General features: G+C 67.5%; 27 protein-coding genes. 10 read left to right on the forward strand and 17 right to left on the reverse strand.

Features of this window, described 5'->3' with window-relative positions:
- Window positions 1-149 precede the first annotated feature (149 nt).
- The gene (locus DEIPI_RS36165) at window positions 150-1,043 is read left to right on the forward strand and encodes a hypothetical protein (RefSeq protein WP_157464010.1); all 894 of its coding nucleotides are present in this window, start codon (window positions 150-152) and stop codon (window positions 1,041-1,043) included.
- Window positions 1,044-1,206: 163 nt separating this feature from the next.
- Here DEIPI_RS36165 and DEIPI_RS41700 read toward each other — a convergent pair whose 3' ends face one another.
- The 3 genes from DEIPI_RS41700 to DEIPI_RS34380 all read right to left on the reverse strand — a co-directional run bounded on the left by DEIPI_RS41700 (window position 1,207) and on the right by DEIPI_RS34380 (window position 2,360).
- The gene (locus DEIPI_RS41700; protein ID WP_027483525.1) at window positions 1,207-1,407 is read right to left on the reverse strand and encodes a hypothetical protein; all 201 of its coding nucleotides are present in this window, start codon (window positions 1,405-1,407) and stop codon (window positions 1,207-1,209) included.
- The gene (locus DEIPI_RS41705; protein ID WP_169737210.1) at window positions 1,376-1,528 is read right to left on the reverse strand and encodes a hypothetical protein; all 153 of its coding nucleotides are present in this window, start codon (window positions 1,526-1,528) and stop codon (window positions 1,376-1,378) included. Before DEIPI_RS41705 ends, DEIPI_RS41700 begins: the two co-directional genes overlap by 32 nt.
- Before the next feature lie 289 nt (window positions 1,529-1,817).
- Window positions 1,818-2,360, reverse strand: a complete 543-nt coding sequence (locus tag DEIPI_RS34380) for a hypothetical protein (protein WP_045235107.1) — start codon at window positions 2,358-2,360, stop codon at window positions 1,818-1,820.
- Between the two features lie 120 nt (window positions 2,361-2,480).
- Between DEIPI_RS34380 and DEIPI_RS38375 the strand changes: the two genes are divergently transcribed.
- A complete protein-coding gene (locus DEIPI_RS38375) occupies window positions 2,481-2,765 on the forward strand; it encodes a hypothetical protein (RefSeq protein WP_157464012.1) in 285 nt (94 codons plus the stop codon).
- 111 nt (window positions 2,766-2,876) lie between these two features.
- Here DEIPI_RS38375 and DEIPI_RS34390 read toward each other — a convergent pair whose 3' ends face one another.
- From DEIPI_RS34390 to DEIPI_RS34405, 4 genes are all read right to left on the reverse strand, one after another.
- Window positions 2,877-3,602: a PAS domain-containing protein gene (locus tag DEIPI_RS34390; protein ID WP_052351998.1), complete on the reverse strand. Its 726-nt coding sequence runs from the start codon at window positions 3,600-3,602 to the stop codon at window positions 2,877-2,879.
- 600 nt (window positions 3,603-4,202) lie between these two features.
- Window positions 4,203-4,757: a GrpB family protein gene (locus DEIPI_RS34395; RefSeq protein WP_052351999.1), complete on the reverse strand. Its 555-nt coding sequence runs from the start codon at window positions 4,755-4,757 to the stop codon at window positions 4,203-4,205.
- Entirely contained in the window at window positions 4,757-5,407 is a 651-nt protein-coding gene (locus tag DEIPI_RS34400) for an NAD(P)H-dependent oxidoreductase (protein WP_045235109.1), read from the reverse strand. The genes DEIPI_RS34395 and DEIPI_RS34400 overlap by 1 nt, the downstream gene beginning before the upstream one ends.
- Window positions 5,408-5,477: 70 nt before the next feature.
- Window positions 5,478-5,780, reverse strand: a complete 303-nt coding sequence (locus tag DEIPI_RS34405) for an ArsR/SmtB family transcription factor (RefSeq protein WP_045235110.1) — start codon at window positions 5,778-5,780, stop codon at window positions 5,478-5,480.
- A gap of 333 nt (window positions 5,781-6,113) precedes the next feature.
- On the opposite strand from DEIPI_RS34405, the gene DEIPI_RS0124550 reads away from it, so the two are divergent.
- Both DEIPI_RS0124550 and DEIPI_RS0124555 read left to right on the forward strand, forming a co-directional pair.
- A complete protein-coding gene (locus DEIPI_RS0124550) occupies window positions 6,114-6,341 on the forward strand; it encodes a hypothetical protein (RefSeq protein WP_027483527.1) in 228 nt (75 codons plus the stop codon).
- A gap of 106 nt (window positions 6,342-6,447) precedes the next feature.
- Window positions 6,448-6,765 (forward strand): hypothetical protein, encoded by a 318-nt coding sequence (locus DEIPI_RS0124555; protein WP_027483528.1) that lies wholly within the window; start codon window positions 6,448-6,450, stop codon window positions 6,763-6,765.
- A 92-nt stretch (window positions 6,766-6,857) separates the two neighbouring features.
- Here DEIPI_RS0124555 and DEIPI_RS0124560 read toward each other — a convergent pair whose 3' ends face one another.
- From DEIPI_RS0124560 to DEIPI_RS0124575, 4 genes are all read right to left on the reverse strand, one after another.
- Window positions 6,858-7,088 (reverse strand): hypothetical protein, encoded by a 231-nt coding sequence (locus tag DEIPI_RS0124560; RefSeq protein WP_157464016.1) that lies wholly within the window; start codon window positions 7,086-7,088, stop codon window positions 6,858-6,860.
- A 229-nt stretch (window positions 7,089-7,317) separates the two neighbouring features.
- Window positions 7,318-7,476, reverse strand: coding sequence for a hypothetical protein (locus DEIPI_RS38385; protein WP_157464018.1), 159 nt, complete (start codon window positions 7,474-7,476; stop codon window positions 7,318-7,320).
- A 224-nt stretch (window positions 7,477-7,700) separates the two neighbouring features.
- Window positions 7,701-8,396, reverse strand: a complete 696-nt coding sequence (locus tag DEIPI_RS0124570) for a response regulator transcription factor (RefSeq protein ID WP_027483530.1) — start codon at window positions 8,394-8,396, stop codon at window positions 7,701-7,703.
- A gap of 493 nt (window positions 8,397-8,889) precedes the next feature.
- Window positions 8,890-9,153 (reverse strand): hypothetical protein, encoded by a 264-nt coding sequence (locus tag DEIPI_RS0124575; protein WP_027483531.1) that lies wholly within the window; start codon window positions 9,151-9,153, stop codon window positions 8,890-8,892.
- Window positions 9,154-9,514: 361 nt separating this feature from the next.
- Between DEIPI_RS0124575 and DEIPI_RS0124580 the strand changes: the two genes are divergently transcribed.
- Both DEIPI_RS0124580 and DEIPI_RS0124585 read left to right on the forward strand, forming a co-directional pair.
- Window positions 9,515-10,273, forward strand: a complete 759-nt coding sequence (locus DEIPI_RS0124580) for a hypothetical protein (protein ID WP_027483532.1) — start codon at window positions 9,515-9,517, stop codon at window positions 10,271-10,273.
- Window positions 10,274-10,671: 398 nt separating this feature from the next.
- Window positions 10,672-11,559, forward strand: coding sequence for a hypothetical protein (locus tag DEIPI_RS0124585; protein ID WP_027483533.1), 888 nt, complete (start codon window positions 10,672-10,674; stop codon window positions 11,557-11,559).
- Here the strand turns inward: DEIPI_RS0124585 and DEIPI_RS38390 are convergent.
- The gene (locus tag DEIPI_RS38390; protein WP_157464020.1) at window positions 11,543-11,899 is read right to left on the reverse strand and encodes a hypothetical protein; all 357 of its coding nucleotides are present in this window, start codon (window positions 11,897-11,899) and stop codon (window positions 11,543-11,545) included. The genes DEIPI_RS0124585 and DEIPI_RS38390 overlap by 17 nt on opposite strands.
- Window positions 11,900-12,392: 493 nt before the next feature.
- Between DEIPI_RS38390 and DEIPI_RS0124590 the strand changes: the two genes are divergently transcribed.
- Window positions 12,393-12,617: a hypothetical protein gene (locus DEIPI_RS0124590; RefSeq protein WP_027483534.1), complete on the forward strand. Its 225-nt coding sequence runs from the start codon at window positions 12,393-12,395 to the stop codon at window positions 12,615-12,617.
- Here DEIPI_RS0124590 and DEIPI_RS0124595 read toward each other — a convergent pair.
- On the reverse strand, window positions 12,586-16,104 hold the full coding sequence (locus DEIPI_RS0124595) for an ATP-binding protein (RefSeq protein WP_027483535.1): 3,519 nt from the start codon (window positions 16,102-16,104) through the stop codon (window positions 12,586-12,588). The two genes, DEIPI_RS0124590 and DEIPI_RS0124595, sit on opposite strands and share 32 nt — an antisense overlap.
- Window positions 16,105-16,230: 126 nt before the next feature.
- On the opposite strand from DEIPI_RS0124595, the gene DEIPI_RS0124600 reads away from it, so the two are divergent.
- Window positions 16,231-16,518, forward strand: a complete 288-nt coding sequence (locus DEIPI_RS0124600; RefSeq protein WP_027483536.1) for a hypothetical protein — start codon at window positions 16,231-16,233, stop codon at window positions 16,516-16,518.
- Window positions 16,519-16,708: 190 nt separating this feature from the next.
- On the forward strand, window positions 16,709-16,930 hold the full coding sequence (locus DEIPI_RS0124605; protein WP_027483537.1) for a hypothetical protein: 222 nt from the start codon (window positions 16,709-16,711) through the stop codon (window positions 16,928-16,930).
- 116 nt (window positions 16,931-17,046) lie between these two features.
- Here the strand turns inward: DEIPI_RS0124605 and DEIPI_RS0124610 are convergent, their stop codons facing one another.
- The gene (locus DEIPI_RS0124610) at window positions 17,047-18,738 is read right to left on the reverse strand and encodes a hypothetical protein (protein ID WP_027483538.1); all 1,692 of its coding nucleotides are present in this window, start codon (window positions 18,736-18,738) and stop codon (window positions 17,047-17,049) included.
- A gap of 160 nt (window positions 18,739-18,898) precedes the next feature.
- Window positions 18,899-19,006 (reverse strand): phosphotransferase-like protein, encoded by a 108-nt coding sequence (locus tag DEIPI_RS42135; RefSeq protein WP_342667535.1) that lies wholly within the window; start codon window positions 19,004-19,006, stop codon window positions 18,899-18,901.
- Window positions 19,007-19,279: 273 nt separating this feature from the next.
- Between DEIPI_RS42135 and aac(3) the strand changes: the two genes are divergently transcribed.
- On the forward strand, window positions 19,280-20,131 hold the full coding sequence (gene aac(3) / locus DEIPI_RS0124615) for an aminoglycoside 3-N-acetyltransferase (protein WP_045235111.1): 852 nt from the start codon (window positions 19,280-19,282) through the stop codon (window positions 20,129-20,131).
- A gap of 143 nt (window positions 20,132-20,274) precedes the next feature.
- Here aac(3) and DEIPI_RS0124620 read toward each other — a convergent pair whose 3' ends face one another.
- Complete coding sequence (locus DEIPI_RS0124620) at window positions 20,275-21,090, reverse strand: MerR family transcriptional regulator (protein WP_027483026.1); 816 nt, start codon at window positions 21,088-21,090, stop codon at window positions 20,275-20,277.
- A 164-nt stretch (window positions 21,091-21,254) separates the two neighbouring features.
- Window positions 21,255-22,052: a nucleotidyltransferase domain-containing protein gene (locus DEIPI_RS0124625; RefSeq protein ID WP_027483540.1), complete on the reverse strand. Its 798-nt coding sequence runs from the start codon at window positions 22,050-22,052 to the stop codon at window positions 21,255-21,257.
- Window positions 22,053-22,159: the final 107 nt, after the last annotated feature.

A 22,159-nucleotide genomic window follows, 5' to 3' on the forward strand; every position in this document is an offset into this window, starting at 1 on the left:
ACGCGCACGGTCGAGCGGCACTGGAGGAACATCTTGCTCGTCATGCCCTTCCCTGCTGCTGCCGTTGGCCTCGACGCCGTGACCGCTGCGAAGTCGAGGTCGCTCGCCAGGACACCCCTCTCTGTCCACAACGACGCGCGGGTGGGCACGTGAGGGTTCTCGGCTGCGTCGTGGGGGAAGCTCAACTCCGACGGTGGGAGGCGCACCTCGCGCCGGACTTGCAGCCGTTCTTCGTGGACGATGAGGCCCTCGCGCTTCTCGGGGACGGGCTGCGCTGGACGCGTGAGGAGTTCCGGGCGATGAACTACGCGCCGAGTCTGCGGGACACCTTCGCGGTGTATCACGTGCCGTCCGAGGTGCCTTGGGTGGTGCTGCTGAGCGAACGCACCTTCCGTGCACTCGGCACGTGCGTCCAGTCGGGCCTGCTTCGCCTTCAGCGTGACGTGTGGCGGGGCGGGATCTTCGACGTCACCGATGTCCGGGAGGCACTCGGCGCGGCTGACGTCGCGACGATCGACGCGACCGAGGAGGGCTTGTTCGTGTTGTGGCCCTCCGTGTGGCGCACGCTGTCCGTCGGGGCACGCGACGTGCTGCTGCGACGCTTCCTGACCGAGGACCGTCTGGAGCACCGTGGGATGGAGCTGGACGCGGCGCGCTGGGATGAGGTCGACGTCGCGCTGCCGGGCGTGCGGGCGCTCGCGGGGACATTCGCGTCGGAAAGCGGCGCGAACTGCCTGAGCACCGTCGTCGCGGCGTTCGGTGCGGCGCACCTTGCGGAGGTGTGGCTGCATGGGGGTCCGTTCGAGCGGTGGCTGACGCGCGCCGCGCGTCAGGTGGAGGCGCTCGACATGCTGGGCTCGGTGCTGGTGTGGCGGGACGAGCACGCGCGGGTGCAGCACGCGGCGGTCTCGCTGGGCGGCGGGTGGGTGTTTCAGAAGGACGCGCAGGGCTGGTTCGCGCCGAGGCAGATCGTGCGCCTCGATGACCTGCGTGAACGCTGGGCGCAGCCCGGCTGGACGCTGGAAGCCTGGCGGCGATCCTGAGCGTCGTTACAGGCCGTTGAGACGTTCACCCTGGTCGATGTGCAGGGCACTTGCCGAGCGTCACCATCAAACGCGCTTTGTTGGGTGACGTCATCGGCTCATCCAAATGGAACGGGACGGCCCTGCGGTTTGTGCGACTGAACAAGGTAACGCCGCTTCGGGGCTACGGTTCGAATGGTCGGCGGGCATCGAGGATCAGCGACACGAAGCCCAACTTGCCGTCCCGGTTGCGGTGATCCAGCAGCAGCGAGCGGTAGATCGGCCCGGTCGTCACGTCCCAACCGTGGTCGTGGAAGCGGCCCGCTTCGTCGCAGTATTCCAGCAGGTCCACCTCAAAGCCTGCCGTCTCGAACACGCCGGTCACCGAAGAAACGGTCAAAGCTTGCGCGGTCGGTCAGGTCGAGGTGCTCGCGCTGCGTGGGCGTCCAACCGTCCCACGCCTGGTCGCCCGCGCCGAGGATGACATGGCGAGGTGAGGTGATCACGGGTGTAGTATCTCGCGCCGCGTGCCGCGCTGGTCTGACCAACACCTCAACGCGTGGGGTGCTGCCCAGCATGTTCAGTCGCACAGACCGTAGCCCCGCTTGGACGACTCGAGTCGTCCCGGGCGTTGACTGGGGAGTGGCCGTGGACCTGTCCCTGCGCCGCGTCGCGCGCTGCTCCGGCAGGACTGGAGGCCAGAAAAGCGCGAGGCTCACGAGGGACCAGCCCACCACCGATCGTGCGAACCACGTGGCGCTTCCCACCCTGGTGCTGTCGCCGTTCGTTCACGCGTCAGACGTGGGGGGCGGGGTGCGTCCGCAACCACTCGACGATCTGATCGAACACGGCGAGGGCGTCATCGGTGCCTTCCCTCAGGCGTGGGAGCCATGCGTCCAGCTCGGCGATGGTGCCGTCGACACTCGCGGCGTCCATGAGGCGCACGCGGCCCGGGAGGAGTCGTGCGAGCTGCTCGAAGTAGCGGGGTTGCGTGAGGAGGAGGCGCAGGTGCCGCTCGAAATTCCGGCGTGGTCGTGTCTTGTCTGCCGCTCGACGCTGCTTGAGTGTCTCCTCGGTGGTGGTGAGCACAAGGTACGCGTCGGGAAAGACGAGGGTGCCCGACGCAAATTTGGGGCGATAGAAGTCCGTGAGGTCGTCGAGCCATCTGTCGTGTTCGGGGTACGTCCAGCCGTACCACAGGGGTTGGAGCGGGTCGCCGTCGAGCACGACGAGCGGGAACGTCGTGCTGGCGTCTCGTGCGAGAGTCTGGCGGTCCACCTGCCGTTCGAGGTACCAGTGTGGTGGGGCGTCGTCAGGTCGTGTGAACAGGTGCGGCACTTCTTGAATCCAGGGGGCGTGATGGGTGCGTTGGAGTGTGGTCGCCGTGGTCGTCTTTCCAACGGCGCTGGGACCTTCGAGGCAGAGGATGGGCATGCCGTCGCATCTTGTCGTACGCGCGTGGAACAGGGCAAGGGCCGTGAGCCTGGACGCTTGCGCCGTGAGCAACGGCTGCCCGGGTCGCTGAGTCCGCCGTTCGACCTTGCTGCCCTGAACGCCAGCATGCCCTGGTTCACGAAGGACAAGCTGAACCTGCCCTCGCCAGCGGCTCGGGTGTCGCCAACATTGTCGCTGGAAGGCGCCGAGATCGTCGAGGTCCTCAAGGGCTTCGTCGGCAAACGCTCCACACCCGTCTGCGCCTCAGCCTGCCCGGACGCGAAGTTCTCGACGCCCCGTGACCTTTGACGAGATCATCGCGTTGAGTCAGGTGCCGGTCAAGTTCTTATCCTGGTCCTGGGAGGCAGCGGCGCGCTCGTCCCGTGTGGCGCCATGACGTGTCCTTTGCGGTGTCGCGACTCACCCGTGGCTGACGTACCGGGTGACGTCGATGGTGAGGGTCAGGATGCCTGACACCTTTCCGTCGAAGCCGCGCAGGGGCAGGTACGAGAAGTTCACCACCAGCGGCCGTGTCTCCCCGGTGTTGGTGTCCGTGATGACCGCGGGCATCTCCTCGCCTCGCGCGGCCTCCCCGGTGCGGTACACCTCGTCGAGCAGCTCGAAGTACCCCTGCCCTTCGAGGTCCGGGAAGGCTTCACGGACGGTCCTCCCGTCCAGGTCACGCCCTCCCACGAGGCTTCGCGCGAAGTCGTTGTTGAACTCGAAGGTGTGCTTCGGCCCGCGGGTGATGCTGATCGCGACGGGCGCTTCCCTGAACAGGCCACGCAGGTACGCGTGCTCCGCGTCCTTCTGAAGCAGCCACTGCCGGTCGGTGACGTCCCGGGTGAGCAGGGCGAGCCCGCCGTGCTCGTCGGGAATGACGCTGAGTTCGTGCCAGGAGAACATGGCGGGGTAGAACACCTCGAACTCCACGCTCTCGCGGCGGTTCATGGCGCGGGTGAGGTCCGGCCAGGCGCGTGAGCCCGGCTCGTCGGGAATGATGTCGCGCAGGTTCATGCCGGGCGCGAGGGGCTGACCGCGGAACAGGAAGCGGGCGCGGGCGTTCACGCGCGTGACCTTCCACTCAGGGTCGACGGCGATGAACCCGAGGGGCAGGTGGTCGGCCAAGCGTTCCGCGGAGATCATCCGTGCATCCTAGCGGATCAGAGGGACGCGGCGCGCTTCAGGGTGTGGTCGGGCGTGCGTCCACCTCCTTCAAGAATTCGATCGGGCCGTTCATGCAGGGCTCCTGATCGTCGTACCTGGCCATGTGACTGCCGTCCGGGCAGCGAGCGGCCCGCACGCGCCGAGCTCGCTGGGATCCTGCTCGCCCAGCGTCAGGGCGTTGTGCGCGCCGCCGTCCGCGAGGTGAGTGAGCTCGAAGGCGTGCCGTTCGTACAGCCGACGTGCGGAGGCCCGATCCTCGTTCGTCTCCAGCACCACCGTCCTGTATCCCTGCCTCCGGGCGCGGTCAGCAGGAAGCGCAGCGTCGCGCCGCCCAGTCCTCTGCCCTGCGCGTGAGCCGCGACGGACATGCGTGTCACGCGGACCACTCGGGAAGATTCACGGACGAGCGCGCCGGTCGCGACGACCGTGTCGTTCTCGCGCAGCACCCCGAACCGCTGCGTCAAGCCCGCGTTGATGACCGCGCGCGCTGCGTCCGCCGTGCCCGGCGAGAGCCGCTCGGAATGCGCCGTCGTCATGGCGCCTCGGGAGCGCGAGGCGCACGGGACCGAGTGGAGCCCGTCACGGATGCCATTCCGGCGCCTTGTCCTCGAGTTCGCGCACCAGGGCCGACTTGGCCTGCTTGTACGCACCGCGCGTGGTGGCGTGCCGTTCCGCGAGGTCCTGTTTGAGCGCGCCGTACCGTTCGGCCTGCGCGGGGTGGGCGCGCAGGTCGTCGCGGAAGCGCAGGTGATCGTTCCAGTGGGCGCGGTCGTGTTCCACGACGTGCAGGTGGTACCCGCGCCGGAGGTGCCGCCAGGATTTGAGGTACATCCGCCAGTGCGTGTTGGGCGCCTTGTAGAACACGTAGCCCAACGCGGAGAGGGTGTCGTCGTGCCGTTCGTCCCAGGGGCAGGCGTGCGTGCCCAGGAGCAGATCGACGGTGGGTTTGGCGGGCAGGCCGGGCACGCTGGTGCTGCCGGCATGTTCGATGTCGAGCGTGACGACTTCGAGCTCGAGGCGCAACGTCTCGATGTCGCGTTTGGCGCGGCGTGTCCACCTGGGGTCGTGCGGTTCGACGGTGACGACGTCTTCCGCGTGGTCCTGAAGCGTGACCGGAGTGGCGTCGCGGGGCATCAGACAAGCGCCGACGCCGTGGCGGGGGTGGTGCCGGCGAGGTCCGCGAGGGTGCGTTCGTAGCGGGTGAGTTCGGTGGCGCGGGCCTGCTCGGTCATGGCGCGTGGACCGCCCACCACGAAGGGCGTGAGAACGTCGAACCCGACGAACGCGAGGACGCCCTCGTGGATCTGGCGCAGCACCTCGTCGGCTTCCTGGGCGGTGGTGGGACCGCCGAAGGTGACGGAGAGCAGGGCGCGTTTGCCACGCAGGCCGCCCGTCTCGAAGACCTTCGTGGCGCCGTAGGCGTAGCCGACGGTGAGGACGCGGTCGAACCAGCCCTTGAGGATGGCGGGTGTGGAGCGCCACCAGACGGGGAACTGGAAGATGACGAGGTCGGCACGGTCGAGCTTGTCGTGCTCGGCGCGGATGTCGGGGGCGTAGGTGGCGTGCTCGAAGGCGTGTTTCTGTTCGCGTTGCAGGTGCAGGAAGTCCGGGTCGAGGGTGGTGGTGAAGTCGCCTCGTCCGGCGACCGGGTCGAAGTGCTGGGCGTGCAGGTCGGAGACTTCGACGGTGTGGCCGAGCGTGGTGAGGGTGTGGACGGCGGTTCGGGTGAGGGCGTGATTGAAGGAGCGGGGTTCGGGGTGCGCGAGGACGATGAGGACGTGCATGGGTCTCCTGAGGGTGTGGTGGGGTGTCCGGGCGCTCCTGGGCGCGTCCGGGGGTGTTGGGTGTGGGATTTCAGCGCTGGTCAACGGAGGCGTCGGAGCTGTGACGCCAGGCTTCGAGCCAGACGGCGAGTCGGTCGAAGGTGTCGGGGTTGAGGCGGTAGAAGACGGCGGTGCCGCGTTTGAAGGACGTGACGAGTCCGGCGGCGACGAGGATCTTCATGTGGTGGCTGACGGTGGGTTGGGCGAGCGAGTGCGCCGTCATGAGGTCGAGGGGGCAGATGGTGTGGTCGTGGTCGCCGTGGTCGCGCATGTGGTGCAGGATCTGGAGTCGGACGGGGTCCGCGAGGGCTTTGAGGACGGGTAGGGCCTCCATGGGGTCACTCTACTCCGTTTATTCAATTTTGTAAATATTTGGATACTTTGATTATAGTGGCCGCGCACCCCTGCCCACCTCACCACACCTCCGGCGCCACCCCCCGCTGCACCAGACACCCCTGCGGTCCATCCTTCGCGAGGTACCGACCCAGCACCCCCGCCAGTTCCAGCCGAAACGCCTTGGCGTTCTCGAACGAGAGCCGCACCCACGTCCAAGACGCCCACACCGCCGTGAGCCGCCTGCACCCAGCTGCTTCCACGTACCCACCCGGCCCCATGCACCCGGCGTGACGTACGGTGGGACATGGACGGGCGTGCACGAGCGGCAGGGTTGATCCGACAGCAACGCGACGAACTGCTCGACACGCTCAGGGAGTGCGAAGCGCAGCTCTCCCCGGACCTTCGCGCCCTTCACGCCGACCGCCTCGCGTTCCTCGCCGGGTTGGTTCGCGCGAATGCCGACGACGCCGTTCACCTCCTGCACGGCCACCGGTCCACGCTGCTCGACAGGGACGAGGACGAGGACGGAGGCACCGAGGACCGCTCGATGCCCCCGTAACAGCCCACAGCGCCGGACGTGGCCCGTCGTGACCTGGGCGGCTGAACCGCGGGAGATCGTCGCGGTGCCTACGGTAGGGCCCGCTTCGCTCTCAAACACTGGAGGCGTGGACGGCGATCCTCTTCGGACCATCGCGGAAGTCCGGGCGCTGCTCACGCAGCCCTCGCTGAATCAGCAGGAGGCGGCCACGTTGCGTCAGGGACTCCGGGACCTCGTGGTGGCGCTGACCGGACGGGAGGTGCGTGACGAGGAAGTGCAGGTCATCCTGCACGACCCCGGAGTGTTCGACGAACACCTGCGGTCCTGGTACCGAGAGCAGCTGGTGACGCTGGAGCTGATCACCAAACCCCGCGGCACCCTCGACGCCCAGAGGCACGCGGAAGACGCGTCCGCACGGACACACTCACGAGACGGCCGGAAGTGAGCCTGGCGAGGGTCACGCGCTTCGGCGCTTCGGTGTAGCTGGCCGGTCGAACGTCCGCTGCGCTCTGGACGTCGGCGGCCTCCACGGCAGGCTCAAAGGTCGAGCCAGGTGGTGACGACCAGCCAGTGCGCTTCACCCTCGATGCGCCTCAGGCGTGGCACGTCGAACGTCGCACGGCGCAACCGCGCTCGAAGTGCGCCCGCCATCTCCTTGAAGTCCGGTTCTCCGTGGCGCTCGGTTTGCATGATCGCTTCTGCGACCGCTCGACGGGCGGCGGCATGGGTGGGTTTCCACGTCTCGACGTCGAAGGCCTCATCGCGCATGAGGTCATGCTCACGCATCCTCCCACACGGCGCGGTAAGGACTGATGAAGGAAGATCCAGAAACTCGGATGTGGGGAGTTGCACCCTTGAGGCCCAGGAGGCGACGCGCGGCATGGGAAGCTCGTGCGAAAAGGAACGTACGCGCCGGATCTCAAAACTCCCGGCGTGTGGGTGAGCGTGGCAGGCCCGACGAAGGCGGCTCGCTCGCGCCGCTCCAAGACTCGTACATTCAGCGGTCCAACCAGACCACGACGAGCAGCGTGTCCGCTTCACCTCGAAGCTGCTCCAGCTGGAACACGTCGGACTGGATGCGTAGGAAGCGTTCACGCAGGGCGCGCACCCGCATGAGGAAGTCACCTTCGCCGCGACATTCCGCCAGCAGCAGCACCTCCGCCAGGACGCGTCAGGCGTGCGCGCAGCCCGCCGCGCTGCGATCTTGAAGGAGCCTTCAGCACACCGCAAGCTCCCGCGTCACGTCAACAATGGCCAGCACCACCCACGCATCCGCAAGGGTTGGGGCAGGCGCGGACACCTCGGCCGCTCGCGGAGTCTGCCTCCGGATCCCGCACGGCGAAGCGCAGGCCACGTACGGACGGTTGACGCGCTCCTCGTTCACACCTGGAGGTGCGGCCCGGGCGTGTCTTCGAAGTTCCGCATGGCGAACCCGTACCCGCGTACGGTGCGGATCAAGCGGTACGCCCCGGCGTCACGGAGCTTGGCGCGCAGGTTGCTGACATGCACGTCGATGACGTTCGCGACTGGGCGAACGTCCTCCCAGATCGCCCGACCGATCTCCTCACGGCTGTACGCACGTCCGGGGGCGCCCGCGAGGAACAGCAGCAGGTCGAACTCGCGTGGTGACAGCTGCACCTCCCGTCCGTCCCAGGTGCACAGCCGCTTGCTGGCCTCCAGCGTCAGCGGTCCGTTTCTCAGGACGGGCGGCGCGGTCCGCTGCCGGAACTGCACGTGGATGCGCGCCACGAGTTCGTCCTCGTTGAAGGGTTTGACGACGTAGTCGTTGGCGCTGAAGAGCAGGTCGATCTTGCGGTCGGGGTCATCCACGGCGGAAAGGATCAGGATGGGCACGTCGCTGGTGCCGCGAAGCCGCCGCGCGACTTCATCCCCGGAGAAGTCGGGCAGGCCGAGGTCGAGCACGACAAGGTCCGGGTTGTCCTCACGGGCCAGCATCAGCCCGCGGGTGGCGCTCTCGGCGGTGAGGGTGCGGTAGCCCGCGTTACGGAGGGTGCGGTCGAGGAGGGCGCGGATGTCGAGGTCGTCTTCGATGATCAGAATGGTCTGAGGTGGCATGGGCGCTCCTGTGAGGGGGTAGGACGAGTATCAGACGTGCGAGTCAGCGAGGCGACAAGCATTCGTTCACCTGGCCTTACCTGAGCCGAGAGAGCTCCGACGTGTGCGTACCTCCTCGCATGCACGGTCGTGTTGGTCTCAAGTGGGCGGCACCACCGCTTCAGGAAGCCAGGGTGATAGGCGCGTTCATGCTTGAGCAAGGTGAAGTCGCGCGCCCCGTGCCTTTCTCGAAGTGGAGCATCCGCTCTTGTGCTTCAGGATGCCACTCGAGACGGTTGAGTCGATGACCCCGCCCGGCCCGCCTTTGTGGACCGGACGGTGAACGCTTGTGGAAGGTGCTGGAAGGGGCCGCTCAAGCAGGCCCAGCTCGGGGTGAGCGACGCCGACGTACCGTTCCTGGAGTTCGGTGCCGCGACGAGGTGAGTCATGCGAAGACCACACTCGTGACGTGAGGTGAGTGGTGATCCAGGAGATCCTCCGAGCTGGTGCGCTCTCACCAGGTGTCGAGTGGACGGACCCTGAACCACAGGTCGGGCAGGGTCGTGAGGATGCCGCGCTGCTTAAGTTCCCGCGCAAGCGCGCCCTTGCGGTTCCCTGTCGAAACGTCCTCAGCTTGAACGTCGGCTCGCTGGATGCCGTAGAGCGCCAAGGCGTACGCGGTGGCGTCGGTGAGGAAGTCGAATTCGAACGCGCCGCCAGGTCCAGCGCGGTAAGCACCATGACAGGCGGCCAGCGCAGCCTCGGGTGAGCGGGTCATGCTCGACGGTACGCCCGGCTCATGTGAACGGCCTCCACGTCGTGTCGAGACGTTCACGTGAGCAGTGACGACCCATGCCGGCTGCGAAAGCAACTTGGTGGGTGGCAAGGAACCGGCGACATCACGAGCACCCCGAGGGCCACACTGAATCGCTTGACGTGACCGGCGTCGCGGACGACCGCAGCGGCACGAGCGGAACGACGAACGACGACAGTGTCGACTGCCACGCGGCGACCCGAAGCGTCCTGAACGTTCCAGAACTGTACGCCGCACGGTCGGCGGTGTACGATACGACACCGCGCTCAACTGCTGAATCTGGCCCCTTCCCCCTGGAGTCGCGCCCCGCGGTGAGGAGGAGTCTATGCCGTACCGGACCGTCACCCTCGGAAGCGCACTTGCCATGACGCTGCTCGCCGGGACGTGGAGTGCTCCCGCCTCCGCAGCCCCAGCGGGCGCGAAGGTCACGGTCACCTCCAGTCTGCGCGGGAAGACGTCACTTCCCCTGCGCTCGAAGTGGACCGCCACCGTGAATCTGCCCGCGGAGGACGTGCAGAGCGTCAACTTCTTCATCGACGGGCGCATGGCGTGGTCCGAGAAGAACGCACCGTACGTCTTTGGCGCGGACGACGGCTTTCTGATCACGACGTTCCTCGCTCCCGGCAGGCACACCTTCACCACCACCGTCCTGACCAAGGAAAGCCGCGTCGCTTCGGACACGGTGGAGCTCAACGTCGCGTCCGCACCGCCCCCGCCCACGGCGCTCAACGGCGTCTGGACTCGGAGCCGCACCGACGCCAATCCCATCCTGACCGGGCGGTGGCGCCTGACCTTCGACCGGGTGGGCGCCTGGGTGCTCGATCCTGTGGGGACCGGTGTCGTCGAACAATCCAACATCGCCGGGAATGTCCTCACGTTGCTCGGACCGGTGCGCATGTCACCTGAGGAGGAAGGCGTGTTCGCGCACGGCGCGCACGTCTGGGGTCACATCTGTGAGGAGGGTTCACCCGCCGGGACGTTCAGGTGGACGGTCAGCGGAGACCGGCTGACCTTGACGGCTGTCGACGCGGGGTGCAGCAACCGGCAGGACCTCCTGCAAGGCACCTGGATTCGAGTGAGGTAACGCGGTAACGCGACCACGACACGGACGCGCACGTCAAGCAAGGGCGCACGCACCGTTGTGGCGTGAGGCGAGCCGCTCGGTCACTCCAGCCGTGGTGGCGTCAGGGTCTACCGTAGTGTTTCGGGCAGCGTCGGCCCACGAGACCTGCGGAAGTCGCGAGGGAAGCTTCGCGTCACCAGGCTCGGGAGCCCCTAGAACCTGACGACCACACCATCGTCCACGCACCGGACGCCACGCGCTCAGGGAACCACGAGGTCTTCGCCCGATCAACGATCTGAGGTCACCCCACGGCGACGTCACGTCCGTCCTGCCAAAAGACGTCGGGCAGCGTCACGTCGTGATCCGCGACACCAGCCGTCCCGAACGTCGCCCGTCCATGATTCGAGCAGGAGGTGCTCATGCAGGGCTCCCGTCTTCCGCGTCGCATGCCGTCGATCGGCAAGTTGTCCCTTCAGGTCGCGCTCGCGTTGACCGCCTCGCTGACCCTGACCGTGGGAGCGCGCTCGACCCAACGGTCCGCTGGACCACCCGAGGTGTACCGGGTGACGTCCAGCCTCGACGGGCTGAGGACCCTGCCCGCGCAGGTCCGCTGGGTGGTGACGGTCAGCATGCCCGGCGCGGGCATCCTCGCGCCGCAGGACGACGTGGACCGCGTCGACTTCCTCATCGACGGGCAAGTGAGGTGGTACGCGAAGAAGCACCCGTACACCTTCGCCTCACCGGCCGGCTGGCTGATCCCCACCTTCCTCGCGCCCGGAAGGCACTCCTTCACCGCGACGTTCCACGCCGTGAATGGGGACACGGCGTCGGACACCGTGATCGCGGACGTGGTGAGCAGAGCGCCCGCTCCACCTGCGGCGCTGGCGGGTCGCTGGACGCGGCAGGTGAGCGGCCTCACTCCGGACGATCAGGGCAACGACGTGAACGGCCGTTGGGACCTGATCTTCGACGAGATCGGCGCCTGGGTCCTCGATCCGCTCGGGACCGGCGCGGTGGACGCCGTGCGGTACCAGGGCGACACCGTCAACGTGTACGGCACGGTGGCGATGGGACGGCCTGGGGTGGACGCGTACGGCGCGAAGGAGGTCGGTGCGGGGTTGTGTGAGGATGGGGGGCCGGGCGTGCGGACGTACTTCGACGCGACCTTCCGCTGGGCGGTCAAGGGGAACGAGCTGACGATGACGTCCGTCGAGCCTGGCTGCGAGGGGCGCAGGTTGATCTGGAGTGGAACGTGGACGCGGGTGTCCTCGCCGCCGCCTCGGGGGCCGCTCACGCCCTCGAAGTGATGTGTGGCAGGGCGCCCGTGTCACCAGTGCCTGGATTCTTGGGGGCGTAGGGCGTCTCGTCGCACACGGCATCACAGTTTCGGAGGGTGGACAGGAAGCGCGCGAGGGCAACGTGGACGCGAGGTTCGTCGCGCCGTGGGAAGGCGAACACGTCAATTCCTGCTGGATACGCGCCATGGCCCTTGATCAGCACCAAGTGCACGTCGGCAAGTTCTTCTGTCGTGGTGGAATCCGGGAGATCATCGGCGCGATCAACTCGAATGCTGAGGCCTTGAAGGGCGGAAGTAAGCAGGGAGGCGAGCGCTTGGAGTTCGATGAAGCGCGACAACGCGACGTCCACCTGGTTGACCTACCGCGCCTTGAAGGCGATCAGTTGCACAGATGCTAGGCTTTTGGACGCCCGCACGGCGCGCGGCCGTTTGTGATGCGTCCGTGACCGCCTCAACGTCGACACGCAGGACAGGGCGCAGGTGTTGGACGTCGGGCGCGCTACAGCCACTCGCGCTCCAAATGAGCGCCGAACGCCCGCCAGGGACCGAACGACGCCGAACGCGTCGTCAGGCCGTCGCAAGGGGGAAGCTCACCCTTCAGCGCCTCCCCCTGCGTGACCCCACCAACGAACGCGAACACGAGGTTGAGCAGCCGGAAGGAGCGCGTCGAAGGCGCGTGGTGACGTCTGCGTCGAGGGTGCCGGGTACTGGTCATGCCCTGACCGTACACGCCGGGCGCAACGGCAGCGCAACACACAGCGCCGCAGGTCTCGTTGCGCCGCGGTTGCGGTGTGCGCGTACCGTGAGCGGCATCAGGGCCCCGACGCCCGGAAGGAGCAGACCATGAACGACCTGCGCTTCGACCCGACCACCGACGTCGCCTTCGCCCGCCTCGCGGAACTTCACCAGCAGGCGAGCGTGGCGCGATCCCTCCGAGGCCACGGCGTCTCCAGCGCGCGGCAACTCGTCCGCGTCGTGTTCGAGCAACTCCTCACGGCCTGCGCGGGACAGGCCGGCGTGACGCTGGGCTTGGACCTCACCCGGGGTGCCGGTCCGCGCCGCTCCTGACGCGGTCCTCGAAGGGCAGGTACGCACGCTGGACGTGAACGCTCGCCTCACCCGGAAGGGTCGAGGCGAGCCGAGCGACCTCCTCCTCGGCGGCGCACGCGACGAGCCGCGCGTCGTCCTCACGTCCGAAGCGGCGCAGCGCAAGCGCCTGCTGCGCCGCGACACGCACGGCGAGCAGCGGACGTTCGAGGTGCCGAGCGGCCTCGTAGGTCCTCGCGAACCTTTCGGCGGTGTCCGCGCGGCCTTCGTGCTCCGCGAGCACCGCGGCCGTCCAAAATCGCCAGACGAGCGTGTCTCCTACGACCGGCGTGACGTCCGAGCACATCCGCACCAACGCGCTGGCTTCGTCCAGATCGCCGTGGCGAGCGAGGGCCTCCACCTCGCTCACGAGCGTGCCGAACGCGAGCGGCCGACGGACGTCGCGTCGGCGCAGCGTCGCGAGCCGAGCCCACCGCGCGGCGTCCTCAACGTCGCCTCGCCGTAACGCGAGGTCGCACAGCCCGCTCGGCGCGTCCTCCGTGAAGTACGGCAACGGACTGCGCGCGTGCGCCGCTTCGACCTCCAGGTACCGCGCGCGGGCCTCGTGGTGCCGTCCGAGGGCGTGCAGGGCCACGGCGAGGTCGAGCAGGCACAGCGCGCGAAACACCTCATCGTCTCGTTCCAAAAGCAGTTCCTCGAATCGAGGAAGCAGCTCGTGCAGTTCGTCGAGACGTCCGAGTGCGGTCAGCGCGGACAGCAGGGGCCGCATGGCGGACACCTCGAACTGCCCGGAACGCAGGTCCCGCGAGGTCACGACGGCGGACCGCGCGGTTCGCGCGCACGCCTCGAGGTCCCGCAGGTACCACAGCCCATACGCGGCCGTGACGGCGCTGCGCTGCGCCGCGACGCGGTTGTGCACGCGTTCCAGACGGGTGGACGCGTCGAGTGCGGCGCGGGTGACGGCCGCCCAGTCTTCGGTGCCGCCCAGCGCGACCGAGAGGTTGGCGAGGCACATGCCGATCAGGTACTCGTCACCCGCGACTCGCGCCTCGTCGAGCGCGAGGCGCGCCCAGCTGAGCTGCGCTTCGCCGTCACCGTAGCGGGCCGCGACATAGAAGCGCGCGCTGTGCAGCCACGCGCGCGTTTCACCTGGCGTCACGAGAAGTTCAGCCTCGTCGAGACAACGCGCGGCGTCGTCCTCCTCGCCGGGCGTCCAGACGTGCATCACGGCGAGTTCGGTGAGCGCGCGCACGGTGAGGCGCGCGTCACGTGTCAGGCGGCCCTCGTCGCGCATCCTCGTCAAGCCCGAGCGGCGCCCGGGGTGCCGATCGTCCGTCTCGTCGTACGCGACGTTGAGCCGGTCGAACAGATCGAACACCTCGCCGGGCGTGAGCGCCGCGCGGTCAAAGCCGGGCGGGCCCTGTACGAGTACGGCCAGGGCCCGCTCGAGGTGTGTGATCGCCTCCGCGTCCGCGGCGAGGGTCAACGCTTGACGGCCCGCCGCGAGATCGAACCGCACGGCGTCCGTCCAGGCGTGCGCTTCACGCGCGTGCCACGCCAGCACCGCCCAGGACTCCCCCGATACGCGCAGCAGGTCGAGCGCGCGGCGATGCAGCGCCCGGCGCCGGGCGCCCATCACGTCCTCCGCAGCGACTTCCCGCAGCCGGTCGTGCATGAACACCACGAGGTCACCCTGCTCCGCCAGGACACCGCGCGCGCAGACCTCCTCGAACGCGTCGAGCGCTTCGTCCTCGCTCACCGCGCACACGGCGGCGAGAAGATCAAGCGTGACGGGCCGACCGAGCGTACCGGCAGCGGTGACGAGTTTCAACGCGGTCGGGCCGAGCCGAGCGAGCCGGGCGCGCACCGCGTCCCGCACGCCCTGTGGAGTGTCCTCGACCCGCGCGAGCGCCGCCGCGTTCAACGTGAGGCGAGCGCGTCCTTCGTTCCGCAGGACGCGCTCGTCGTGCAGGGTGCGCAGCGTCTCGGTGATGAACAGCGGCTGCCCGCCTGTCCGGTCGTGCATCCACGCTTCGATGACGTCGAGGTCGCCCGGTGTGACGAGCGAGGCGAGCCACGCGCGGCCATCCGCTCGTGCGAGCGGTCCGAGCGTGAGGCGGGTGACGCGCCACGCGCGCGTCCGCTCGCTGAGCCAGCGGCGCAGGTCGGGCTCCGCGAGCGCTTCACTGCGGGCTGTGAGCAGCAGCAGCAGGGGCGCGCCCACGAACGCCTCGTGCGTCGAGAGCCAGGACAACGCGTCGAGCGTCGACGGGTCCGCCCAATGCACGTCGTCGAGGAAGACCACCAGGGGCGCCTCCCGGGCGGCGTGCAACAGCAACTCGGCGATGACCGCGAGCCGTCGCGCGTTCGCCAGGGCCGGATCCGCGCTTGGCGTGGGCAGGTCGGGGTACACGTCGAGCACGTCCGGCAGGAGCACCGCGAGTTCCGCCAGCCCCGCACGGTCGAACGGCGCCTCCCCCCTGGAGAACCTCAGCGCACCTCGCAGGACGCCACTCAACGCCTGATACGGCACGGAGCGGGTCGGTTCGAACGCACGGCCTCGCAGGATCCGCGCCTTCCCAGAGGCGTCGTCGAGGAACGCGTCGACCAGACGCGTCTTGCCGATGCCGGGCTCCCCGTCGATCAGGGCGACGCTCGGCTCACGTCGGGCCTGCCTGAACGTGCTGAAGAGCCGAGCGAGCTCCTCGTCTCGCCCGAAGAAGGTCTGCACGGGCGCCGTGGTGAACCCGGAGGCCGACTCGGCATCTTCTCGAATGACGCCTTGATCGACAGGCGCTGACCGCAGGGTCGAAGCGAGCTGTTGGAGCACGCCCGACGGGCGCCCGCCGTACGCCTGCCTGACATGCGCCTCGTGCGCTTCGAAGGCGTGCAGCGCCGCCTGAGAGCCCCCGAGCTGGACGTGCAGACGCATCAAGGTGAGGACCGCCTGCTCCACGTGCGGTTCGAGCGTCACCCACGCGCGCGCGGCGTCTTGCGCGCGCATGAAGTCGCCGGACACGCGGTGGTGCTCGGCGGTTCGGGCGAGCAGGGCGGCCGCGTCCCGACGAACGCGTTCACGTGTGTCGATCAACCAGGCGCCGAACGCATCGTCCGGATCCACCGGGACGCCCTCGAGGAGCTCCCGGGTGAGCAGGTGGACGTCCGCGCTGTCCGGGTCGGCGGCGCGCAGGACGAAGGCGCAGTCGAGCTTGTCCGCGGCTTCGAGCCGGAGCTCAACCGTGTCGCCGTCTGTTCGGAGCCGGTGGGCGGCGTCGCCGAGATGACCACGCAGGAAGGCGAGGGTGTTGCGGAGCGCGGAGCGTGCGGTGCCGTCCGTGGAGTCGGGCCACAGCAAACGCGCGAGCGCCTGTCGAGCGTGCGGACGGGCTTCGAGCGTGAGGTACGCGAGCAACGCGACGGTCTTGCGGGTCCTGAAGTGTGTCACAGGTCGCTGATCACCGATCTTCAGGGTCGGTGGGCCGAGCAGCGACAGGTGCAGTGCACTCATGCGATTTCAGCGTACCTGATTCGGCGTGATCCCTCTTGTCGACGTCTGTGGAGTGACGTGCCGCCGCGGAAGGTCAGGCATATGACCGACCCTCAAGGCTGACCCGCCCGGTCTACTTCCTGCACCATGCACGACCTGCAAGCGGCCTTCGAGCGCTGGTCCTCGGCGCCGTACCCGCCCTGCCCCGCCGGGATCGCCCACGTCGATCTGGTGATGCTCGACGCGGTCGCCGCCTCGACCCTCGGGAAGTGGCTGCGCGGCGCCGCGGCCGCCTCCACCGAGTACCGTCTGCGCACGCTGCTCGGCACGCTCGACGACCAGGTGCTTGCGGACGCCAGCGGGGCGTGCCCAGCGTACTTCGAGGCGCTCGCGGACGTACTCCGGCTCGCCCTGACCGCGGAGAGGAACGCGTGACGACGCTGATCATCTTCGGGCGCGAGGTGGACTTCGGCGAGGGGCGGGTGTTGCGTCACGAGGAGATGCCCGCGACGTGGTCCCTGAACAACGTGGAGCTGCTCAAGGAGGACCTGCTCCAGGTGGAGGACCGCCGCGGCGACCTCGTGGACGTCGGCTGGTTCCCCTCAGGGCGACCCGCGGGGAGTGGATGCTCGCGCTCGTCCCCGGAGGCGACCGGACGGCCGCGCGGGAGTTCCGCACCCGCGACCCGGATGAACTCATCAGGGCGCTCCGTGGGGCGGAGCGGCACGTACAAGCGGCGAAGCTCAGCGTGTACCTCGACGCCCGGGAACGCCTCGTCAACTGGCGGGCGGAAGGCTTGCTGAACTTTTTGATCTCGTCGAGGTGTCCGTTTTCGACGTCGTGGTGATGCCTCGCAACCTGATCGCCTTTCGGCACGACCACGGAGGGTCGAGGGTGCGCCCGATCAACGACATGAAAGGGGAGCGGCGCCCCTCCAGGTCACCGCTCCCCTTCCCAACTCGCTTACCGGACGGGTCTGAGCAACACCCCCATCACGCCGACGTTGTTCACCCGGTCGCTCTCTGAGTTCGTCGCGATCGCCGCGATCTCACACTTGTTGTTGATGCCCACCGCGTCGGTGATGTGGAACCCGCTTCCAGGCAGCGTCTGCGCGAGCCGCTCGTTGAGGTCCACGACCTGCCCGTCACCCAGCCGCAGCACCCCACGCAACCCCGGGATCGACCCGACCAGCTCGCCCGCGTCGTTCAGGTCACGCAGATCCACTCGGAAGCCCAAGGAGGTCACCTCGGTCGGCTGCGCCGCGCCGGCGGGCAGCCAGACGCTCCGGTCGTTGTTCACGAGGCCCAGCACGTCCCCACGCGCGTTGACCCGCGTGGCCCCCGCGTACGTGTCGTCCCACAACACCGTCATCTTCCCGTCCTGCCACTTCACCGGCAGGTACTGCTCCACCTGCGTGTTGCCCTCCTGGACCTTGCGGGTGACGGACCCGACGGTCACCCCGGACGCGTTCCGGTCCAGCGCTACCCCACCGAACCCGAGGTCCGGGAAGACCGTGCCGTCGTACAGTGCGGCCTGCTTGCCGAGCTGGCCGAGCACGACGCCGTCGTCGCTCACGCCTCCCAGCTTGAAGTTCTCGTTGGGAATGGTGGGCGCGCCGCCCAGCCACACCACGGGACTGCTGCGCTGCTCCTCCTGGTCGGGCTTGCCGTCGACCTTGCGCGCCACGAGGCTGTAGCCTGTCGCGACGCCGGTGTCGGAGAGGTCCAGCGCAGCGGAGTTCCACTTCACGGCGTCCGCGTGGTCAATGGCGTCCGTAAGGAGCTGCGCGCTGCCGTTCGACCACGTCGCGGCGTAGTTCTCGAGGACGCCGTACTCGCGGTGCCCGAACGACTCGAACAGCGTGGACGTCTCGTTGATGCCGCCGGGGATGAACATGTCCTGCCCGGCGCCGGTGACCTGCACGTCGAAGCGGACGTTGGCGGGGCACTGACCGATCGGCGCGCTGGGGTGCGCGTCGCCGAGAGAGAAGCGCGCGAAGGGCAAGACGTGTTCGCGCAGCATCACCACGTACCGCTGCGAAGGGTGGCTGTCGAGGTCGGCGGTGAAGGTCACGTCCTGCTCGGGCGTCTCGCTGGTGAAGTCCACCGCGCCGACCTGCTTGAACGTCATCTTCATCTGATCGGTGCCGTCGACGCGCCAGATGTCCACGCCCTTGGCGTTGAACGCCTTGACCAAGAACCGCAGTCGGTCCTGGTCGAACTTCAACCCGAGCCGGACGATGTCGCCCTGCTTGAAGGTCGGGGTTTTGAGGGTGACGGTCGCGACGGGCGACTGCGCGAGGATGATCGGCATCTTGGCCTCGAGTTTCGCGAAGGTGATGTTGAGCATCCCCTTGAGGTCCTTGTAGCTCTTGTCGGGCAGACCGATGCTCGTCTCGAACTTGAGGGTGTACTCGTTGCGGTTGAGCTCGTGACGCATCTGCTGCTCGGCGGACGAGAGCTTGCCTTCGAGCTTGAGTTGCGACTTGGCGGCGAGCAGCGTCGCGCGGAAGTCCTTGTCTATGTGCGCGCCGACCTGAAGGTCCGCGAAGCCCAACGCGCCCAAGCCGAACTCGAGTACCGTGCTGGTCTGCCCGGCGTCGGTCCACGTCCTGGAGGACCCGCTTATGACGCGCCGCTTCACCTTGCTGCTCACGCTCTGCGTGTCCGCGACGGCCGCTCCCGTCCAGCTTCACCCCCGTGACGGCGTCACGCTTTACGCTTGCCGGTCGCGACGCCACGCTCGGTCGGGATGCAGGTCGTACCAGACGCCCTCGCGTTCCTGCGGCTGGAAAGGTCGTAGCGCATCGTCATCGTCATCCACATGCGTCGTAGCCCCACAGCTGATACGGCGTGTTCAGCAGGACCTGCAAGGCGGCGCACAGGGTGGACTTGCCGGCGCTGAACGTGCCGTTGACGACGATGAGCCGCCCTTCGACCCGCCGTCCCGTTCAGGTTGAGTCATGAGGCATCGTACCAACCTGACCTCGCCTCAAGGACCGCAGATGACGAGCGGGAAGGGTCAGACGGTCGTGAGCAGTCCGATAACAACTTAAAGATATGAGCATTCGATGCTATGAGGGTGTGGCGTAGACTGGTGAGTGTAGCTGCCGACAACATTCTATCGTTCGCCTTCTTGTCGTGTAGGAGATTGTCAGGATGAACGCATTGATTTCCATTGCGCTTGGGGTGTCGGCATGGTGAGCGGTCACTCCGAATCTTCGGTTCCCCTCGTCACAATCACCGACATCCAGCGTGATCTGCGTGCGTTGGGGGTGCATGCCGGACAAGTCCTGATGCTGCATGCCTCGGTCAAATGTGTCGGCTGGGTCGTCGGCGGCCCGGATGCTTTGCTACAGGCACTCCTGGCCGTTCTGACACCTGCCGGGACGCTGATGATGCTCGCAGGTTGGGAAGACAACCCCTACGAACTCGACAACTGGACCGAAGAAAAGCGGCAAGCCTACCTCGCGGCGTGCCCGGCCTTTGATCCGCGAACTTCCCGGGCAGATCACCGCGAACTGAGTATCCTCGCTGAGTACCTGCGTACGACGTCAGGCGCCCTGCGCAGCTCCCACCCGTCGTCGTCTTTTGTCGCTCTGGGCGTACATGCGGAGCATTTATTGTCCAGCCAGCCGGACCAGTACCCGTTCGGGCACGACTCGCCGCTCGGCCGCTTTCGCGCGCTCGGCGGACAAGTGCTGCTGATTGGCGAGCTCTTCGAGAACGTGACGTTGCTGCACCACGCGGAGCAGCTTGCGCGGTTGCCGGAAAAACGCGTGGTGCGTTACCGCATGCCTGTGCTGCAAGACGGGGTGCGCGTCTGGAAGACGTTCGAAGAGTACGACACCACAAATGGAATCGCGGACTGGCCGGTGGAGTACTTCGAGGTGATCGTCCGCTCGTACGTCGAGGCTGGCCATGCCCGCGTCAGCCAAGTGGGCGCGGCCCCGGCGTTTTTGTTGGACGGGCCAAGCCTCGTCGAGTTTGGTCAGCAGTGGATGGAACTTCATCTCACACCTCCAACCGACCGGGCATACGGTCATTGACGAGTGACGGCCTGGCACACGAACGACGTATGACGTGCCGAGCGCTTTTAGTGGCTTGTCAGGAACGATCTGTCGTTTCCCTTGCTCCGCGCAGTCCGGACCACCATCGGCCAGCTCGACGACCAGAGGTCCTCACTTGAAGGTCAGACGGAAGTACTCTCCGCATTCGTCTCGTCAAGAAAGAACGCGATGTCTGTCTCGTACTCCTCGGGGTTCGGTGTGTCCGGGATGCTTCTGACATAGAACTCCGCCGTGACGCCCGTGAGGCGCAGCCCGCGCCGCAGCGCTTCCTCCACCACGACCGAATACGCCGCGCCCGTCCGGTCGTACGGACCGACGAACCGCCCGACGAAGGCCGGACCGCCCTCGAAGGTCCGCACCTCGACCCGACCTTGCGGCGCCACCACACCCTCGACGGGCACGCAGATCTCCACGAGGCTGCCTTCGCCCTCGTCGTCGTTGTGATGCACGAAAAAACTCGGCGCGGTGTTCGTGTACCCTCGGGCCTTCTGGTACGCCACGAGGTCCCGGAGCGCCTCGGGAATGACCTCGTAGTGTGGCGGCACGAGCCGCGTCCGGATCGTGAGGATCTGACGTGGGGCGAGGTGTTCGACGCGGTACTCCATAGGGTCCTCCTTCAACAGGCGGCGCAGGTGCGCGAGGGACGCTTGACGCTGGTGAATCTCACGGATGAGCCGGTGTTCGTGACGCGCGAGCACCTCCCGGGCGAGCATGGGCTGGTCGAGCAGCGTTCGAATCTCGTCGAGCGGCAGGCCCAGTTCCCGCCAGCGCCGGATATGCACGGCGCGCTGAAGCTGCGCGACGCTGTAGAGGCGATACCCGCTGAGTAGATCGACGTGGTCGGGGCGGAGCAGGTCGATGTCGTCGTAGTACCGGAGGGTCTTGGCGGACAGTCCGGTGAGAACGGCGAAGCGGGAGATGGTCAAGCGGGCCTGCATGCCTCGCACGCTACGGGTTCCAGTGGCGGGAAGGTCAAGGGCGCCCCTCGCACCTGTCGGGACGCATCATCCGGTGAGAGGGTGACCATCCTTTTCTGACAAGCCATTAACACGACTTTGTCAGAAGAAGCCGGGCAGCCTCACGGGAGGGACCAAGCACCCCGTCATTCGTGTGCTTGCTGTGGCACCAAGCGTGTTCGAACTGCGCCAACACGCTCGATGACGCGTGCCACCACCTCCGCGTCCGGTCCACCGAGGGCGGGAGCGACGCGCTGCGCCGTCTCGGTATACAGCGCGAGCGCCGACCATGCGCGCTGCGTCAGCGTCGTCGCTTCATCCAACCCAGTGGCGCTCCGGAAGGAACGCGTCCAAGTACTTTGTTCTCCGACGAAGCTCCACACCTGCTGGGCGTAGGTGTTGCCACTGTCGACCAGCACGCCGTGCCATACGGCTATGCACACCGTCATCGCGTTCACCAGCTCCGTCGCGGCCGACCACACCCGAGACGATTGCCCATACGCCAAGCCGCCGAGCAGCTTCTGCACGACTTCCGCCTGATGCGTGACGGTTCGTGCGGCGTACGCCCGGCCTTGCCCGGCGACGGACGCCCAACGAAAGTCGAGCGCGGTCTGCCGCAGTCGTTCGACCACGCCGTCCGGGTCGTGAAGGGGCACCAGCCGTTGAAGCGGCCGCACGGCCCGGACGGCGCCCTCCGGATCAGTCAGGTCGTGGAGCCGAGCTTCGACATGTTGATGGTCAATACTGACCAGCCGATCGTCACGGTACCCCAACCACTCTCGTGTCGGAGCGCTTGCGGGCACGTAGCACACGAGGTCGAGGTCACTGAACTGATCGTCGGCTTGTCGCGCGGCGCTCCCCGACAACGCGATGGCGAGAACGGGCGGCGCGCCAAATTCAGTGACGAGTTGCTTCAGGAGCGCGTGAGGGAGGGGTCGGGACATGCCGCACCGTACTGCCACGATCCCCCAGCCCGCATCCGCCGAATACACAACGACGCGAGGAGCAGCCTTGGAGGGAAGTGACAAAGTCGTGTTAGCACGACTTTGTC

It is taken from the genome of Deinococcus pimensis DSM 21231, from assembly GCF_000519345.1.
Classification (GTDB): Bacteria; Deinococcota; Deinococci; order Deinococcales; family Deinococcaceae; genus Deinococcus_A; species Deinococcus_A pimensis.